Source organism: Desulfosarcina ovata subsp. ovata, from assembly GCF_009689005.1.
Classification (GTDB): domain Bacteria; phylum Desulfobacterota; class Desulfobacteria; order Desulfobacterales; family Desulfosarcinaceae; genus Desulfosarcina; species Desulfosarcina ovata.
On record NZ_AP021879.1, the window covers coordinates 2,966,704 to 2,984,129 of the forward strand.

General features: G+C 63.8%; 11 protein-coding genes. All 11 read right to left on the reverse strand.

Annotation, left to right across the window (positions count from 1 at the left end; genetic code table 11):
* Positions 1-76: 76 nt before the first annotated feature.
* Positions 77-2,770 (reverse strand): eCIS core domain-containing protein, encoded by a 2,694-nt coding sequence (locus GN112_RS13200; protein ID WP_155310651.1) that lies wholly within the window; start codon positions 2,768-2,770, stop codon positions 77-79.
* Positions 2,771-2,872: 102 nt separating this feature from the next.
* Entirely contained in the window at positions 2,873-4,495 is a 1,623-nt protein-coding gene (locus tag GN112_RS13205; RefSeq protein WP_155310652.1) for an eCIS core domain-containing protein, read from the reverse strand.
* Positions 4,496-4,528: 33 nt separating this feature from the next.
* Positions 4,529-7,393, reverse strand: a complete 2,865-nt coding sequence (locus GN112_RS13210) for a DUF6519 domain-containing protein (RefSeq protein ID WP_155310653.1) — start codon at positions 7,391-7,393, stop codon at positions 4,529-4,531.
* A 38-nt stretch (positions 7,394-7,431) separates the two neighbouring features.
* On the reverse strand, positions 7,432-9,495 hold the full coding sequence (locus GN112_RS13215) for a phage tail protein (protein ID WP_155310654.1): 2,064 nt from the start codon (positions 9,493-9,495) through the stop codon (positions 7,432-7,434).
* A 33-nt stretch (positions 9,496-9,528) separates the two neighbouring features.
* Positions 9,529-12,891: a baseplate J/gp47 family protein gene (locus GN112_RS13220; RefSeq protein ID WP_155310655.1), complete on the reverse strand. Its 3,363-nt coding sequence runs from the start codon at positions 12,889-12,891 to the stop codon at positions 9,529-9,531.
* A complete protein-coding gene (locus GN112_RS13225) occupies positions 12,888-14,054 on the reverse strand; it encodes a baseplate J/gp47 family protein (RefSeq protein ID WP_155310656.1) in 1,167 nt (388 codons plus the stop codon). Before GN112_RS13225 ends, GN112_RS13220 begins: the two co-directional genes overlap by 4 nt.
* Positions 14,055-14,066: 12 nt before the next feature.
* Positions 14,067-14,444, reverse strand: a complete 378-nt coding sequence (locus tag GN112_RS13230) for a GPW/gp25 family protein (RefSeq protein ID WP_155310657.1) — start codon at positions 14,442-14,444, stop codon at positions 14,067-14,069.
* Between the two features lie 30 nt (positions 14,445-14,474).
* A complete protein-coding gene (locus tag GN112_RS13235) occupies positions 14,475-15,287 on the reverse strand; it encodes a phage baseplate assembly protein V (RefSeq protein ID WP_155310658.1) in 813 nt (270 codons plus the stop codon).
* A gap of 45 nt (positions 15,288-15,332) precedes the next feature.
* Positions 15,333-16,472, reverse strand: coding sequence for a phage late control D family protein (locus GN112_RS13240; RefSeq protein ID WP_155310659.1), 1,140 nt, complete (start codon positions 16,470-16,472; stop codon positions 15,333-15,335).
* Complete coding sequence (locus GN112_RS13245) at positions 16,473-16,763, reverse strand: LysM peptidoglycan-binding domain-containing protein (protein ID WP_155310660.1); 291 nt, start codon at positions 16,761-16,763, stop codon at positions 16,473-16,475.
* Positions 16,764-17,417, reverse strand: coding sequence for a hypothetical protein (locus GN112_RS13250; protein WP_231717012.1), 654 nt, complete (start codon positions 17,415-17,417; stop codon positions 16,764-16,766).
* Positions 17,418-17,426: the final 9 nt, after the last annotated feature.

Sequence of the window (17,426 nt, forward strand, 5' to 3'; positions counted from 1 at the left end):
ACATTATCTTAAATACGATAGGATACCGTACCTGTCTCTGTCTCTATCTCTTTAAGATAGAACAAAAAAGCACAACTTACATCCCTCCCAAACCCGGTTGATTGACCCACAACACACCCTCCGTGTCGAAAAAAGCAACTGGCACGGGGTCTCCTCCTCCTGCAGCACGCCACCTGGACAAATACGTTTCTTCACTCAATAGGAGTCTTACCTGCCGCCGCATGCCAGCTTCGAGTTGCCTGTCTATGACCGCGCGTGCTTCCACTGGCGTGTCGATACGCTGTTGCCATCTAACTGCAGAAGCTTCACGCATGGCCGCCTCAGCAGCAACGCGTGCCTCCCGAGCAGCACGTGCTCTGGCCGACTGGTGCACAGCACCTCTTCGCAACGCTTGTTGCGACGGCCAGCCCACACGGGTGGTATCGACCACCACACGTCCGTTCGTCTGCTCATAGGCGTAGGGAACCTCTCCTGTTCCCCCCAGGGCACGGTACTCCTCGGCGAAATAGGCGTGATCCGGCATCAGCTCCACCCCCTCCGCTTCGCTGACTAAACGATCGCGCAGCTGGCGCGCCTCGGCCAGATCTCGGATGGGGCGCCTTACGCGAAGGCCGCCAGCGGGTCCGGTGGGACGTCCCTCTGTTGGGGGACCCTGTTCGGGAGTCGTCGTCCTCTCTGTAGGCGCCGGCCCCGCCTCTGTAGGTCTTTCAGCCAGCCCCGGTTCAGGTACGGTAGTACGCTCAGCCGCGCCAACTCCGGGCTCAGTCGCACGATGGGGAAGATCAGGCTCCGGCACGGTGGCGCGTTCGGCTGCGCCAGCACCGGGCTCAGTGGTGCGATAAGGCAGGTCAGGCTCTGGCACAGTGGATCGTTCCACCGCACCTGGACCGGGTTCAGTAGGACGAGTGGCGGCCTCCACGGCACCTGCCTCAACACCGGTGGCGGCCTCGGCCTCCACGGCTGCCGACATGCGTGCGCTGCTCGACATGCTTCGCACGCCCGCGACCAAGCCAATCACCGCTTCGATTGCCATCACAATCTCAGTGACCGCTTGGGTGGTGCGGAAGGTGTTGGCGTCACGAATCCCCTCCCGCATATGATCGATCGCCCTGCCCAGGCCCAGGGTCAGAATCCCCCATGCCTCTTCACCCACAACACGCATGTCCCTTTCGAATTGTGCACGAGTATAAGAACCGGACAGGGCACGCGCCCTACGGGAGAGTTCCTGCAATACCAAATTGTATGGGTTCACCTCCGCCAGCAGGTTAGCGGTGCCCAATATGCCGTAGATCACCGTGAACAGGATGCCGATCGGTATCAACGCGGCTTCCGTGCCGGACACCTCGATGGTACGACCTTCGGTTTCGCCAATCGCAGCAAGGTCGCGTTCCCACTCGGCCATCTGGTCCATGATCGGATCCCAGAACCAACGTCCACTGACCAAATCACCCGCTGCTTCCAGGCCCTCGCCGATGCTCTCGGCCCATCCGCGCCAGCCGACAGGCTCGGTCGGTTCCTCGCGGGGAGCCTCCACAACCGGGGGGCGGACCTCGAGCACGGGTTCCGGCTGCTCCCCCTCAATCTCCAGCCCCTCGGGTGCTTCGGTCACCCGCGCCTGCGGCATCAGCCGCAATCCTTCGATACGCCCACCCTGGCCACGAACAATCCGGACGCGAATGGTCAGCCAACGGTCACGGCTCATACGCGGGCCACCGCCTGTCGCAGCCGGGTGACCCAGCTCTGCCAAACGCGCCTCCAGCAATGCTGCGAAATCCAGCGCACGCACATAGCTCCGGTCAGCACTGCCGAAATTAGCCATCACCGCATCGATACTCGACAGGATGCTGGACATATCACCACTGATGTTCGAAAGGCGAAGGGCGATCACATCGCGCGGACTTTCCTGGAATTGCACGCCATCGGCCGTGCCGCGGCGCAACCCATGCGAACCACGCAATGAACGCCGGTTACACGCCAGCCAGTTAGCGGACGCCCCTGAAACGCTGACGAATCGATGATCAGTGGCGGTCAATGCATCCGCTGCAATGTCTGCCGCCTGTTCCAGACCTGCCTGTTGCGCCACGGTGGCGGGATAGGCACCGCTTCGCCCCTGCTGAATGACATGAGCCAACTCATGCGCCAACAGGTGTTCGCCGGATTGGGTCTCCGGCGCATATTCACCGGCCCCAAAGAAAATATCCCGGCCATAGGTAAATGCCCTGGCACCCAACTCTTGATTCATCTGAGCCGCTTCATTGTCGGTATGGACGTTGACCTTGCTGAAGTCAAACTGCATGCGAGACTCGAAAAATGCCCGACTCTTTGCCGGCAGGAGCCGACCGGTTCCCCGACGGCCGGCGATTGCCCCTTCGAGATGCGGCGTCACGGGTGGACGATCGCTGCCCTCGCTTTTGGGTTGGAGGAGTTCTTCCTCCTCCTCCTCTTCTTCCTCGACCTGGCGCTGCAAATCGGCACCGTTGGCATCGTTGCCGAGGGGAGTAGACTGAACCCGCGCATCGTCTTCCAGTGGTCGACGGGCCGAGGCCGCGTCCGGCATGCGCATCACCGCATCGGCCACGCGGTCCGCCTCCTGCTCGCAGACGTCGTTGGCTGCCCCCACGGTTAACTGGGGTTGAATGCGGGAGGTTTCCAGGATGTGGCGGATCGTCCCGGCTTGCCGGGTGCGGTCAAGACCGTAAACCGGCGGCCGAAGGGTGTGGGTCGATCGTGCCGGCAGTTTTTTCTTGGTTGGGGATGCAAAGGTTCTCATCGGCCGTATCCTCCGTCTGACGTTTTCCGATCACATTCATCGACGGCTGCTCTCGGCTGGAGCAGAAAGTCAATGCCGCAAGTGAGCAAAACGCCATCCGACCTAGCACGCCGCCAGCGTGCCGGCCCCTGTCAACGATACGTAACGTCCCGATACAAAACCATCGGCGGTACGATACCACGTGTCGACACCCAGCACGGACGTCCCGCGGGTCTGGCACAGCAGCGTCAGATCGGTTCCCCGTGGGTACAGGCCGAGAACGGCCGACGACGTGTCCGGTGCGGCACGGTAACGCAGGGCCGAGGCGGTGACCACCCCGTGCACCGTGGCGGGCGGGGGTGCGACGGCAGGCGCCGGAGTCACGGTAAAGCTGGCCAGTTCGGCGGCCGGTGCGTCGAAATCAATGGTGAAGGGGACATCGCCAACCAGGTTTGTGGCTTCGAAGCGTGAAAGCGGCACCGTAGCGACTTGTTCCCTCGACGTACCGCAGTTACCGGGGCACAAATCGATGGTGTCCGTGACACGGTAACGAATCGAAGGTGTCACGGTGATGGTGCCGGAAGGATCCCGCACCAGGGTGGCGGTGATGACCGCTGCACGCGAATCGTCGACCGGTGAAGGACGGGCCCCGAAAGGATGGGCACTCTGGTCGCTGCCGATGCCGCCGGCGATGTTGCCCGCGATGTCCGTGGGATAGTTGAAATTCATCTCATCCGGTCCGCCCGATGCATTGATCGCACGCCGGGCGTCGATCAGATGGCTGGACACATCGAGGGTCACCCTCGATGCACCGCCCATCAGGGTGGCATGGTCCCGCTCGACAAGGCGGCGTAAGGCGTCGATGAGAAAACGCGTCGTCGCCTGAGTGGTTGGTGAGCTGGAGAAGTCGGCACCAAAACGGCCACTCAAGTCTTCCACAGCGGCGCCGCCGGTCATATACGTAGCCCACAGCGGTACGACCCTGGGATTTACCTTGGTGGCGATTCCGGCGAGGATTAACGGCCCGGCCCAGACCAGGTCACGCAACGCCTCGTTGACGTCGGCGAAAGGTCTGCAGAAGTTTGCATGGCAGCTTGCATCCGCACCGGTCCAGCCGCCCGAACCGGTCGGCTTATTGGCCAGTGCCCGCAAACGTGCCGTACCGATGGCTTCGGCCCCCTCGCGGATATCGTCAATCAGGTCCCGGCGGATCACCTGTTGACGACCGGCGTCGTGACTGGATTCGGCCGCGCGTTGCTTGGTCGACACGCCACCAATCGAGATTCGATCCTCCCGTTGCTGGATCACGTGCGTCAATTCGTGTCCCAGCAATCGTTGGCCCGTGGGTGTGTGGGGCGGGCAGCCACCGCGCCCGATAACGATATGGTTGCCAATGGTAAAGGCCCGCGCCTGGATGGATTCGGCAATCTCCGACGCCGCTGGATCCATATGCAGCCGAACCTGGCCCAGATCGCGTCCCAAGCGCGACTCGAAAAAAGTCCGGGATACGGGATCCAAGGGACGCCCGCCGGCCTTGATGGCCTCGATTCCGGTCGCCCGGTCCGCATCCAGTTCGTAAGGTTCACCTGGGGCCCCGGCCTTCCGCTTGGCCTGGATTCCAGTCGAACGCAAAATCGACCCCACGGTCGCCGTCCGTTGGTTGCCGGACCATGGACGATAGGGTGGAAAAACCGCCTTGCGATACCCATGGGCGGTTTTTTTATGCTTCCAGGCAAAGGTCCGCATGCACCTCTCCTTATTGGGGTGAAGCCACCCAGGCTACCAGCTACCCTCCGGCATGTTGGCCGCTTTCACCGCATCCCGCGCTGCGGTAAGCAAACGTCCCCCGCCCACCCATTCGTTGTTGCGGATGCGCCGCTGCACCCGGTTGCCGCTATAGATCACGGTTTCTGCGATCACGCTGCCGACGATCGTATGCAGGGATTCCATGGTATTGCCATTCAAGGTGACGTCCGCGGACAACACCAGGTTGCCGTTCCAGGCAATCATCGAATCGGAGATCAGGATCGCCTTATAAAGATCGGTCAGGATCCCCTTGCCGGCTTCGATGATCTGGCGGATTTCATCCACCCGTTCCCTCGCCAGGGCCAGGCGGGTCAGCATCGTGCCCTGGATACTCAAATCGGCGGCCTGGGCAACCAGGGTCAACACACCGGCGCTGGCCAGCATCTCCTGGAGTTGCTTGAGCTCCTCCTCATCGAGGCTGTCACCGGAGGCACCGTAAAGGCTGACCTGACCATAAATCCGGCTGTTCAGAATGGAAACCCGGGCCAGGGCATCGGCCAGCAGCAATGCACCGCCGGCCGTGGCGTGATGGGCCTGATCGCGGATATCGCACAGCGCGTCCAGGAAATGGGTATTGCCGGTTTCCGATAGCTCCAGCACCTGGATCAGGCGCTCGTAACTCAGGCGTTCGTTGCGTGAGAGCCTACCGGCCGTCTCGAGTGCCGCCTGCAGCTGTTCGGCTATTTTCTGGCGGCCATTGGCGTTCAACTTGGCCAGTCTTTGGGCTTCGAGGCCTGCCTCAGCCAGGAACGTCCGGCGCTCGGGATGAACAAACAACGCTGCCAGGTCGGCGTCGAAGGCAAAGATCGTCGCCGGTATGCTCAGCTCCGCCTTGGCGTGGGCTTCCAGCGTGCAGTGGTTCATGGAAAATGCGGCGGTGCCGCTGACCTCCAGCAAAGCCGTTTCGGCCGCCATGCCCACGTGATGCACGCGATCCAGATCGACCACGCCACAGCCTTCAATCGCCACCGGGCGCTCCTGCTCGAGGCTGACAATCCACAGATCGTCCAGGTGCAATTCATCGATGCCGACAAATGCCGCCTTTTCGCCCGGCTGAATCCGCGTGCCGGGACCGCACCCGGTCAGCGATAGATTTAGGTATGGAAAGTTCTTCTCTTTCTCAACCTGTTCCAGCGCATGGTCGCCGCGCAACAGGCAGAGGCAGATATCGAAGATGCCTTCGGCGGTCAGCGTCTTGACCGCTGCGGCGATGGTAGGGAACTGCCCCTCCTCGCCGACGGTGACCTTGCATCCGCCACCGGCCGGTCGCTGGCACAGGGCGTCGAGGGCATCCTGTACCGTCTCGATCTCCGGCTGGTTCAGGAAAGCACACGCACCGGTATCGTAGGCGACGTGCCGGGCCCGAATATCGCACAGCAGGCCGAGGGCATCGGCCACCGTGGCGATGGGTTGTCCCCGATAAAGACTGGTGTTGCATGGTTTGGTGAAGCCGACATGCTCGGCTTGGATGCTGCAGATGGTGTCCAGCGCCTGCTTGACCGTTCCCTGGAAATTCAGAAACAGCCCTTGGGTGCAGTCGGTCTGGTAATCGATATCGTGGGCATGCAGATCGGTGAGCGGCGGAAAGCTGTGGCGCCGCCGGTCGGCGTCGTCCACATGGCGCGTGACCGTTCCGTCGGCGGCCACGCCCGCCAGGCGCAGGTAGTGGTGGTCGATCCCGTCGGGCAAGGTTCCGCTGCAGACGGCGCTGCCGGCCGTGTGAACCGCCTCACGCACCGGCGCGAGCCAGTAATCCCCCACGACAAAGGTTCGGCCGCTCAATTCCAGGTTCATCCGAAAGGCTTCGAGGTTGACCGTCAACCCCGGCCCCAGGGCCACATATCCGGGCTGGGTGGAGGAGATGCCCGTGGACAGGTCCACGCCCTTGTCCCAACCGTCCACCAGGGTCCAGGTGGAACCGCTGCGGCTCAGTTCGCAATACCCGTCCCAGCGTCGCACGAAGGCTTTGGGGTCCGCAGCGCCATCCGGGATGGCGTAGGTGGTGTTAAGGATCCCGGCCAGCGGCGAGAATCCTGAAGTCAGGTGAACGCCGGCATGCTTTTCGGTGGTTAAATCAAAAAATTCGTAGAGAAAGCGCGCATTGACGAATCCCGGAGGCATCAGCCCCTCCGTCTGGGCACTGAACTGCTCGGCGCCGTTTTCGCTGGACCATTTCAGCGTCAGGGCGGTGGGATTGTCGGCAGCGCCGGTCACGGCATGCACCTCCAGGCGAAAGAGGTAATTGCCCACCCGGCCGGCGCCGGCGCCCACCAGACCGGCGCAGGGGTCGCAGGGATCGCTGGCTTCGAGATTATCGTGCAGATCGAGGCTCAAGGCGGCATTCCCCTTTTGGGGGATGTCGGTCTCCGGATTGACGCCGCCGCCACAGGTCTTGACTTGCAGCATGGTCTGGGTGCGGGTGCAGGTGTCGGCCCCGTTGAGGGCCACATCGCGCAAATCGGGATCTTCCAGGGCCGTCAGGGCGCGCTCCCAGACGTCGGCGTAAACCACGTAGGGCCCGGTGGAGGGAAGATCGCCGCTTCCCGGCAGATCGGGCTGCAGGCTGGCCACAAACGCCGTCGTGCCCGGCAGCACGGCGCGCAACCCGTCGATGTAGACGTCGCCCGGCTGGATGTTGCGGTTGTCGGCGATGGAGAGGGCGCCGCTTCGGGGAGTGCCGCTGCCGACCACATCCTTGAGGGCCTCGGCCAGTTGCGCCTTGAGGACGTCGACCAGGCTGTTCCAGTCAGCATCGGTGAGCATGCGTCCCTGCTGCTGATAGACCCCGGCGTAGCGCTTCTGCGCATCAACGGATTTTTTGGATATCTGGGTTTTCATGGGTCCCCCGTCAGGTCATGATGAAAACAATTGCAAATTTATTCAACACAGGCTTCCCTGGGAAGCCGATGCAGCCGCAGGTCCGGAACGATGACGGCCTCCATCCCCACGGGGAGAAAATCGCTGAGCTTGTCCGCCACGGCGGCCATCAGCAAACTGTACCGCCAGCCGTGGTAACACCCCATCTCGCCGCCGTCCTCGGCACCGAAACGAATCGCTTCGCTGGTGGCCGGGTGGAGGGTGGCGCATCCCGCCTCGCTAAACACCGGCCGGCGCTGCACCACCTGGTCCCCCTCGTCAAAGGCAAACTCGTAGAAAATCGGCGGCTCCGTGGTGTTCTCCAGGGTCCGCAAATAGGCCACGTCCACATCTTCGGGAATACGTGAAAAACGGATACAGTGGGGATTGGCATCGGTTCCCGGAGCAAGGTCCAGGCCGGCGGCGAAAATCGTGTCACTGGCTTGCAGGCAGCGGCTCTGGCACTGATTCAAAACGGTGCAGTAGACCAGCCGGGCCAGGCCAGATGAAACCGCCAACCGGTCGAACAGGCAGTCTTCGGCGGCCAACACCGGTTGGAACATGCCGGTCTCGTCGGTGGGCGATATACTTTCTACCTGCAGATCAAAGGCCGCCACCCGCTCCAGGGTGAGCACCCCCTGGGCCACCCGCAGGGAGCCGCTGCCTTCCAAAATCAGATCCTTGAGCGTATAGCCGGACGATGCCGACAAATCCATGGTCACGGTCCCGACAATCGGGACGCGTACCGGTCGGTCCTCCCGCCCGCCATGATAGGCCCCCATCTCGCCGCCGTCCTCGGCACCGAACAGAATCGTCGCTGGAGCATCCGGTCGCAGCACCCCCGCACCGGGATCGTCGAAAAATGCGCTGAAAAAATTCGCGACATCCGTGGTGCCGGCCTCCTGTTCAATACTTTCGTCCAGGCCGGCCGGGATCCTGGAGTAACGGATCGACCCGCCCGCCGCCGCAAAGATGCTGCCATTGAAGATGCAGTTGGCGGCGGTCAGCCGGAAAACCGTGGTCGCCCCCAGGACCGTGCAACCTTCGAAGCTGGCCGCGCCGGCACCCACCGACACGGTGTCGAAAAGCGTTTCCTCGGCCGCGAGGATCACATCATCATGGGATGACACGGTGACCACCAGATGTTTCACCGTGCAGCGCCGCAGGGTCAGACGACCGGCACCCACCGTGAGGGTCCCCTGGACATGGTGATCCTCGAGCAGGTGCTCGCCCTCCGCGCTGTAATCGAGGTCGGAAACGGTGGTATACGGGTCGGGCCCGAAAAAGCCCTGCGGCGGCGGGGCGTGGAGCAATACCCGCTTGGGGTGGGCATGCCCCCGGGACCAGGTCGGGGTACGCACATCCGGCGTGCGGCGGGAAACGTCTTCATAACTGCCTGGAAAACACGGCGCCCCATGGCGGTTGACCTGGCGCCACCAGACCGCCTGTCCGTCAAAGGTGGTCTGTTTGGCGGCCGGGTTCTGCGGTGCCGCGCCGCCGTCGGTCGCCACCTGCATGGCCCGCGAGGGATAGCGAAAATCCACCGTGACCGCCGGCAGTCCGGGATGCCGCGCGGCCCAGCCCGGATGGTCGCCAAAGGCGTCGTGCAGCGCCGATTCACCCAGCGCCGGCGCCAAAAGCCGCGGCAGGCCCACCTGCGGGGTGGTCGCCACGCGCTTCCAGCCCTCCTGGATTTCCACTTCCAGGCGCCCCACGTTTTCGGCGATCTGTTCCAGCGCCTTGAGGGTTCCCTTGCGCTGGCGCCAGGCCACCGCATGGGCCACCTCGTCGCGGCGCCCGGCGTCATCGGGCGAAACCATGCGCACGTCCAAAAGATCGGCGAAATAGGGCAGCAGCCAGGGCTGGCAGGCCTCGCCCGAGGAGGGATTGTCGGGAAAGGCGTCGGCCAGACGCTGGTCCAGGGTCTGACGGATCAGGTCAAGCAGATGGCCACAGGCATCCAGAAAACAGGCCAGGTCGCCGCCACCATCGTCCGCGGCACTGTCCCGGGTGCGATAGACCTCGGGCAAAAGCCCGTAGAGCTGTTTTCCCATGCGGGTGCTAAAGAGGTTGTCCGTGGCCATGAAAGGGTCCTCCTATACGGGTCCGACGGCCGCTCAGGTTGAGAATTCTCTCAGGGTGAGCAAGGTCAGGTAGTGTTCATCAACCACCGCCTGAAGCAGCCGCAACCGATCGTCCAAGCGCTGCGCCGCATCAAGGGACTGCCGGCTGTCACGGGCCACTGCGGCCGGTCCGGCCGCCAGCAGGGCCTGCACCGAACGGTCCTTGAGAGCGGCGATGGCGGCGTCACCGATCTCGATATCAAGAATGAACCGGGCCTTGGCTTTGAACTCGGCCAGACGGGTCGCCGAGATTCCCGGCAGCGCATCATCCGCCAAGCCGGCCAGGTTGTCCAAGGTTCGCACCCCCCGACTTCTCAGCATCTGGCTGTAGCGTGATCCCACCCCCTGGATCATCTGCACGGGACGGCGCCCCACCAGAGGCCCCGTTGCTCCGACAGATGCTTCGACAGTTGCTTCCGATGTCGGGGTCGCGGACGTCGCCTGTACCGCCGCACTGCCCTCGACATCGATCCTGAGCGTCCCCAGAACAAGAACCTGACGGTCCGTGGCCGCCAGGCGGCGCAGGGTCTTGTCGCCGTTGACCACGGCCACCGAATGGCTGACGCCCTCGACCGACTCGACGACGGCATAGATCTCACTCAGAAACAGATCCTGTCCCAATTCCCGTTGCTGCAACGAAAAGGCCGCCTGCAGCGCATCCTCAACCGCCTGGACCACCGCCTCGGGGATGAACTGTTCGGCATCGACGGTGAGAAGCACCTCCAAGGAGAAGGTCACCTCCGCGTAGGGCAGAACGGCCACCTCGATCCCGGGAATCGCATGCGCCAACAGGAACCGGGTCAGGGTGTCGCCCAGGGTGCCAAGGCCGCCGCCACCGGCCGGGACCACCACGACCTCGACCTTCTGGTTGCGTCCCAGGCCGGTGGGCCGTGAAAAGGCCTTGGCCTGCCAGACACTGCTCTGGCTCATGGCCAGGAAGGCGAAATCCGTCAGCGACACGGCCCGTTCCAGGGTCAGGAGCGTGGCCGGGGCGTTCTCGCGCAACGATGCCACCGTCTCCATATCGTTTCCACCGGTGGCCGCCATGGGCTGGCGTACCGTGTCGACCCATCGGTGCGGCTTGGCGGGCTGGGTCAGGCTGTCCGCCGCCACATTGCCGGCAAGCCCGGCCCCCTTGCGGAAGGTGATGCGCAGGTTGTTGCTTCCCGTGGGCAACCGCCGGCCGCGCTTGCCGTCACCGAACGTGATCTTCAGGAAAGCGTCTTCGGTCATGTGCACGGTGTAGTGGAAATCGGTCGGCCGGCTGTCCTGAAAACCGGCCACCTGCTCCCAGGCCCGTCCGGCCACCTGCACGACGATGGCGGCCCGCACTCCCGACGGCTGGGTGGCATCGGCGACAAAGGCCACCTCGCTTTCCGCGAACCGGAAAACCTGGCTCAGCCGGGTCGCATCGCCGCTGCCCAATACCTTTTCGCCCTTGGTCTCGCCGTGGCCGGCCAACACCACGTTGCCGGCGATGGACATGTTGCCCCGCGTGAATCCCGCCGGCAGGTCGCCGCTCAAGACCAGTTCCGCCGGACTCGTGGAGCGGTCGATGTCGGCAACCGTGACGAAAAAGGCCGCCGAGGCGTCGCTCAGGTTTTTCACCATCAGGGTGCGGCCCTTTTCCAGCCCGGAAGGAAGGCTGGCCAGGGGGATTCGCCGACCGGTGAGGGAGCGCGTGTTCAGCGTCCACTCCTTGGGGCGAACGATCTCCTTGAAGTGGGCGTAAAGAGTAGTCTCGGTCAGGAAAAAGTCACCGCCCCCGCGATCGAACCAGCCATCTTCGGCCACAAGGGAAGCTGTTTTGTTTTCCTCATCAACGGATACCGCCGCCAATCGCGTCCAGGCCAGTTGCCGGCCCATGGCAACCACGGCCAGGTCGCCGGCACTGGTCTTTTTGGGTTTTTCGGCCAAAAGGGTCTCCGGCAGATGGCCGCTGACTTTTTCCAGATAGGTATCCACCTGAAAGGGGCCGGGCGTGGCCGGCGGCGCCAGCAGGGTCTGCGGATTGTCCAGGGCAAAATCGTGGGCGTTTTGATCCCAGGTCAGGGTCAAGATGGTGTATCCGCGCCGTTCATGGGTTCCATCCGCCGGGTGGTAGCGGGCATCGGTGACCCGGTAAACCGGCAAATGGATTTTGCCTTCGTCGTCCTTGCGCTTGTCGGCCACCAGGGCGCCGCTCAGCCGCGACCAGTCACCGGCCACACTGTAGGCGTAGATGACGGTCTGACCGCCGCTGACGGTCCGCGGGTCGGCCTCTTGCTGGCTGATCGCAAGGGTCACCGGCTGGCTGACCAGGCCCTGGTCGAGCCGCAGGATGCCGACGTCGGCGTCGAGCACCAGGCGCTTGCCGCGCAGGAACACGAGGCGCCGGTAGCTGGCCTCGACGCCGTCGGTAATGTACAGGACCATGCCGGGCAGAAGATCCTGGGGCGTTTCGGTAAGGCGCAGCACGCGTTCGACCTCGGCCCCCTTGGCGGCCGGACCGAGGGGGGCGAGCTGATCCTTGGGTTTCAGATGCACCCGGGTGTATCCCGTTTGCAGACGCCGGGAAAGGCGCGGCGACACCTTGAGCCGGGTCAGGCCGCCGTCCACCTGAAGCCCTGCAATAAGGTGGGCACGCAGCACCCCGGTCTTCTCGTCCTCAAGGACCAGCGGATCGCCGATGGCCAGGTCCTCCACCAGGGTTTCCAGCCAGAGCAGGTCGCCACTTAGCCGATCGGGATTGCGATTGTATTCGGCCGGTCGCAGCTGGTTGAGGCCGGCATCCAGGTCGATATCGTCGAGGGTTTCGAAAATCACCGGCGCGCCCCCGTCGGGCGGCGCATATTTGACCTGGAATCCGCTGGCCAGCGGTCCAACCGCCCCGGCCTTGGCCTCGATCACCAGTCGGGTCGACGCCGAGGCGGGCGGCGCAGGGTGGTAATCGAGCATCTCGACCAGCCGCCGCACACTGTCCCATTGGGTGGCGGTGCGCAGGTAACCCTCGTTGGCGTATGCATCCATGTGCTCGGTCAACACGTGGGACGCGCGGGCCAATACCCGGGCGATTTCCCAGGCCCAGTCGCGCCGGTCGCCATCATACTGGGCCTCCAGGCGATCGAGGCGTTCGCGCTCGGTCTCCGCCGCCAGCCGCAGTTGTTCCTGTTCGTATCGAAGGTAGGCATCGGCGACGTCACCCGCCCGCCGGGGAACCAGATCCCCCCATGTAAGGGTCGCGGCCGCCGGATCGGCAAACCGCGCCAAGAGGGCCTGGCGCAGGGTTTCCAGGAAGGTCATGGCGTTGCCGTCGATATAACGGAAGCGATTCAGGCTGGCCCGGTTCCAACGGGTCAAATCGGTTCGACCGTTCATCCGCGCCGTCCTCCACTGAGTTTAAGGTTGAAAAAACCCCGCTCGGGATGGCCGGGATCATTGTCGCAAACGGCGATCTCAAGCCCCTCCAGGGCGATTTCACCGGTATTGGCCTGGTCGGGATAGGCGTTGCCGAGGCGTTTGAAACGGTTGAGACAGACGTTGTCCACCCCGTCGAGGGCCATCAGGGTTTGAAAGATATCGCTGGCGTAGACGTGCTCCCCGAAATCCAGCCGGCCCGGCTCGAAAAAACCGCCCGGATCGGTGCCCAGGGCCTGTTCGACGGCGTGGCGGATCTCCGACTGGAAGAAATGGTCGCGCACGCGGATCGAAAGCGACATCTTGATGCCCACCGGCTCGGCATCCTGCAGAATCACCTCCTGACCGACCATGCGAAAGGCATCCAAATAGGGCCTTAAAAGCGTCCGGAGGGTTGGTGGCGCGGGCGCCCACTGGGGCGCCGGCAGCTGATGCTTGCTGTTCAGCCGCTCCACATCGTCTTTGATGTCCACGGGGAAATCCGGCCCGTCGGCATCCAGGGACTGGTCCTGCCACAGCACGACCGCCACCCGCAGGCGGTTCCAGGCCCCGCTCCACTCCTCCCAGGCAAAGGCGCGCAGCACCAGCGGATGGTCGATCAGGCGACTGGCGTAATCGGCCACCGAAACCATGCGCCGCTGGGTGTGAATGGCCAGCGGCCCCTCGCGCTTGGCCGCCGTCATCAGCGCGAGGTTGCCACGCCACATCTGTTCGAGCAGATCTTCCTTGGAGCGGCCCGTGTCCGCGTCATCTTCCAGCCCGGCCTCGGTGGCGGCGTCAAAGCCGATCAGACCGAGCAAGCGGCGCACCGATTCCGGGCGACGGGCGGTCTCCAGCATGGCTTCGGCCGCCGTTCGGTCGGCCATGTCCGAGAGCTGGTCCAGCACCGCGGCCAGGATCTCCACCAGCACCACCTCGAAATCGCCGGGGGTCCAGCGCTGCCGCTCGGGAAACCGCGCGGCCAGTTCTTCGAGCATGAACCGCCGGAAACTGTCGAAATCCCGCACCCGCCAGTCGAAATCGTCCCCCACCGCCGGCAGAGGCTGTGGCAGCGAGACCCGGCGCTGGGCGCAGTCCGGACAGCGTCCTCCGAATTCAAGCGTTATCTTGGGATTCTCGGCCATTGGGCATCCTCATCATCCAACCACAAAACTGTGTTGTTCGGTCTGTCCCAGGGTTGCCAGCCGGTAGGCAATCTCGATCAGCAGTTTTTCCCCGTCGCCGCTCACGCTGACATCCAGGGTGCGCGGATCGACCTCGCCCTGCAAGGCCTCGGCAAGCGATGCCATCAACCGCTTGCGGGTCACCTCCCACAACGCCGAGGCATTGGGTTCGAAGATCAGCTTGCGCACGCCGGCACCGAAATCGGGTCGAAACACCCGTTCGTTGGGGTTGGTGAACAGCACCTGCTCGATCTGTTCACGGACATGCCGGGCCCGGGTGCTGGTTTTCGCGCCGTCCGTCCCGATGCGGAACGGAAACGCGAGATAGGACGGATCACTGAGTTGCTGCATGCGGGTCGGTCCTCCTATGGGTTATCACCATCACGAGGTCATCACCTTCATCGACAGGGTGCTCATCTCCCCTTGCGGAATCGGCGGGCCGGTCGGTCCCATGGCACTGGGGTGCATGTGGGTCATGAACAGGGTCAGAAAACTCTGTCCCTTGATGATCGGTTCGCCGCCGCTGCCGGCGAGCATGACCTGCTGGCCTTCGACGACCACCTGGGTGCCCTTGACCGTGATGCCGGCGGCGGCCATCTCGATCTTGTTGCCGTTGCTGTCCTCGACCGTGGTGCCGCTGGAATTCATGGTCAGGGTGTTGCCGTTGGCATCTTCCAGAACCACTTCGTTGCTGTCGGCGTTGAGGGTCAGGGTGTTGCCCTGGGGATCGGCGATGATGACGGTGCCGTTTTCGTCGACCGTGGTCTCGGTGCCGGCGGGGTGGGCCAGGCGAAACTTCTCCTCCCCGTCCTTGTCGTCGAACTGCAGGGTGTGTCCCGAGGGAGTCTTGAACACCCGTGTGGTCGGCGGGCTGAGGGCCGCCTCGGTCGGCGGATCGCCGCTGGCCTGCCAGAAGGTGCCGGTCCAGATCGGCTGGTTGAGATTGCCGGCCTCGAACTCGACCCATACCTGGGCGCCGACCTCGGGGATAACGAACCAGCCCTGGTCGGCCAGCCCGCCAAAGGGCAGCGCCGGCAGGGCCCAGCCGCTGGTCGCCTCGCCAAGAACCGCGGGAACGGTCAGGCGCAGGCGGCCGACCTGTTCGGGATCGTCATTGTCGGCCACGAAGCCCCGGTATTTCCCGAAATATTTATTTTGAAACTGTCGGGCCAGGTTCAGTAAAAGGTCTTCCATTGATGCTCTCCACGGATCATTGTCGCGCCACTGCCCCGGATCCGGTTACAGCACACCGGACAGCAGCCCGCTGCCGCCGTCAAGATTGTCGCCATAGGCGTTGCGCAGCAGCCGGAAGCGCTGGCGGTAGCCGTCGGCGTTGAACAAGTGATGCACCGCATCCACGAAATAGATGCCGCCGTAACGGTCGCCCACGCCGTCGACGCCCACCGGCAGGCCGACCTTGAGGACATGGCCGTACAGCGAGCCGTCGATTTCGCCGTCGGCCCGGACCCGCAGGGAGAGGTCGTCGGCCCGGCGCTGGGCGCGGGCCATCCACTCCGCTTCGCTGAGTCCCCCCTGACGGCGCATGCGCCAGGAAAATTCCGCCAGCCCGGCGCCCTGGCCGGTGGCCGGTTCGTTGCCCAAAAGCGGCAGGGCGGGTGCCACGGTCTCCGACACGGTCCCCTGCCCGGCCGTCTCCGCCCGGTCGAAGCGCACCTGGTCGGCCTGGTGGCCGTCGTCGCGGACGTCGAACCGCTGGCAATTGGTGGCCTCGCCGGCATAGACCATGATGGTCTCCTGGGGCTCGGCATCGAGCTGCATGGGGCCGAAATAGACCGCGCCGTCACGGAACAAGAGATCGTAACCGTTGGCCTCGGCCCGCCGCCTGAGAAAGGCGATGTCGGTTTCGTCCTGGTTGAGGGTCAAATCGCTCTGTCCGGTACCATTGTCCGGATCGGGCGTCAGTCCGTAGTTGGCCAGGATGGTGGTGACGATGATGGAATCGCTGGTGGGCACATCGCCGCCCCAGACCTCGCGCACGTGCCCCCGGTCAAGCTGCAGGGAATCGTCCTGGCACTGCACCGTAACGGTGGCCGCGCCGCTCTCCTCGGGATAATCGGCCCGGATCTCGCGCACAAAACCGCGCATGACTTCCTCCGTGGTGGAACCGAAGGCCGCTTCGATGACGATCGGCTCCCAGGGAGCGAAAACGCCGCTGTCCTGCACCTCCCATTGCCCCTGGGCGTCGCGGCGGGTTTCGAAGATCAGGGTGGCCACCGCAGGCCGCCTGCGGCTGGCCGAAACCGCAACTTCCGTTAAAAACGGGTAGAGATCGGCAATCTCCGAAGAGGCGGTTCCGACCTTGATGATGCATTCGGCCGGTTCACGGAATCTGGCTTCCAGGAAATCCAGCAATCCCATTTATTCCCTCGCTTTGGGGATCAGGATGACCTGCCCCTGCATGGATTCGAGCACCATGTCGCCCCCGTAAAGGAACTCCGGATTGGCGTCGACGATGCGCCACCACAGGCGGTCGTCGTTGTAATAATGGCTGGCCAAAAGATCGAGACGGTCACCCGCCGTGATCACGTGCTCGATGACGCCCGTGGCAGTGGCGATATCACGCGGCCGGAGCCCCTCAAACGGTGTCGACCCGTCGGTTGCCGCATCAAAGGTCCGAGTCTTTTCGTAGCGTGAGCCTTTTTTCAGCATTCAGAAAATTCCTCCGACCACCGTTCGACCGGTATTCAAGGCCGCGCCGACCACCTGGCGCACTTTTTCCACCGTATAGAACGGGTTGTTGCCTTCGATGACCTGCATGCTCAAGGTGGCCTTGGCCCGGTAGGGAACCAGCGACGGCAGGTGCGCCTGTTCGGTGATTTCGACGCTGGTGAGAAAAACCGGCAGGATATGCGTGCCCCACACCAGCAACAGAACCGAGGCCGACTCGCTGCGCTGGAAGGCCCGCTGCCCCCCGAGACCAAGGCTGGCCAGGGTTTGCAAGCCCCCCGGGCCCTGGGACTTGGGCTCGACCATGCTGCGCAACGTGTCCAGTTCCGGCTCGACGCCGAACTGGGAGGCGATCGCATCGCCATCGTTCATGCGATCGGTGGCGTCGAGCAGGATCTCCATGCTGAAGCGCTCCGGCTGGACGGTCACCCCCTGGGCGACCCGCGCCGTCTCCGTCGGCAGGGCGAAGTCATACCCGCCGCGCGTGCCGGGCGCGCTTCCCGTACGCAGGGTGATGGTACGGGTGCGCGTCAGGCGTTCGGGGTTGAATTCGAACACAAGCACCAGCGGCGGCAGGGAGAGGGCGTATTCGATGAGCATGCCTTTCATGGTGTTGAGCATAGAAACCTCTGACACGGTTTTAAC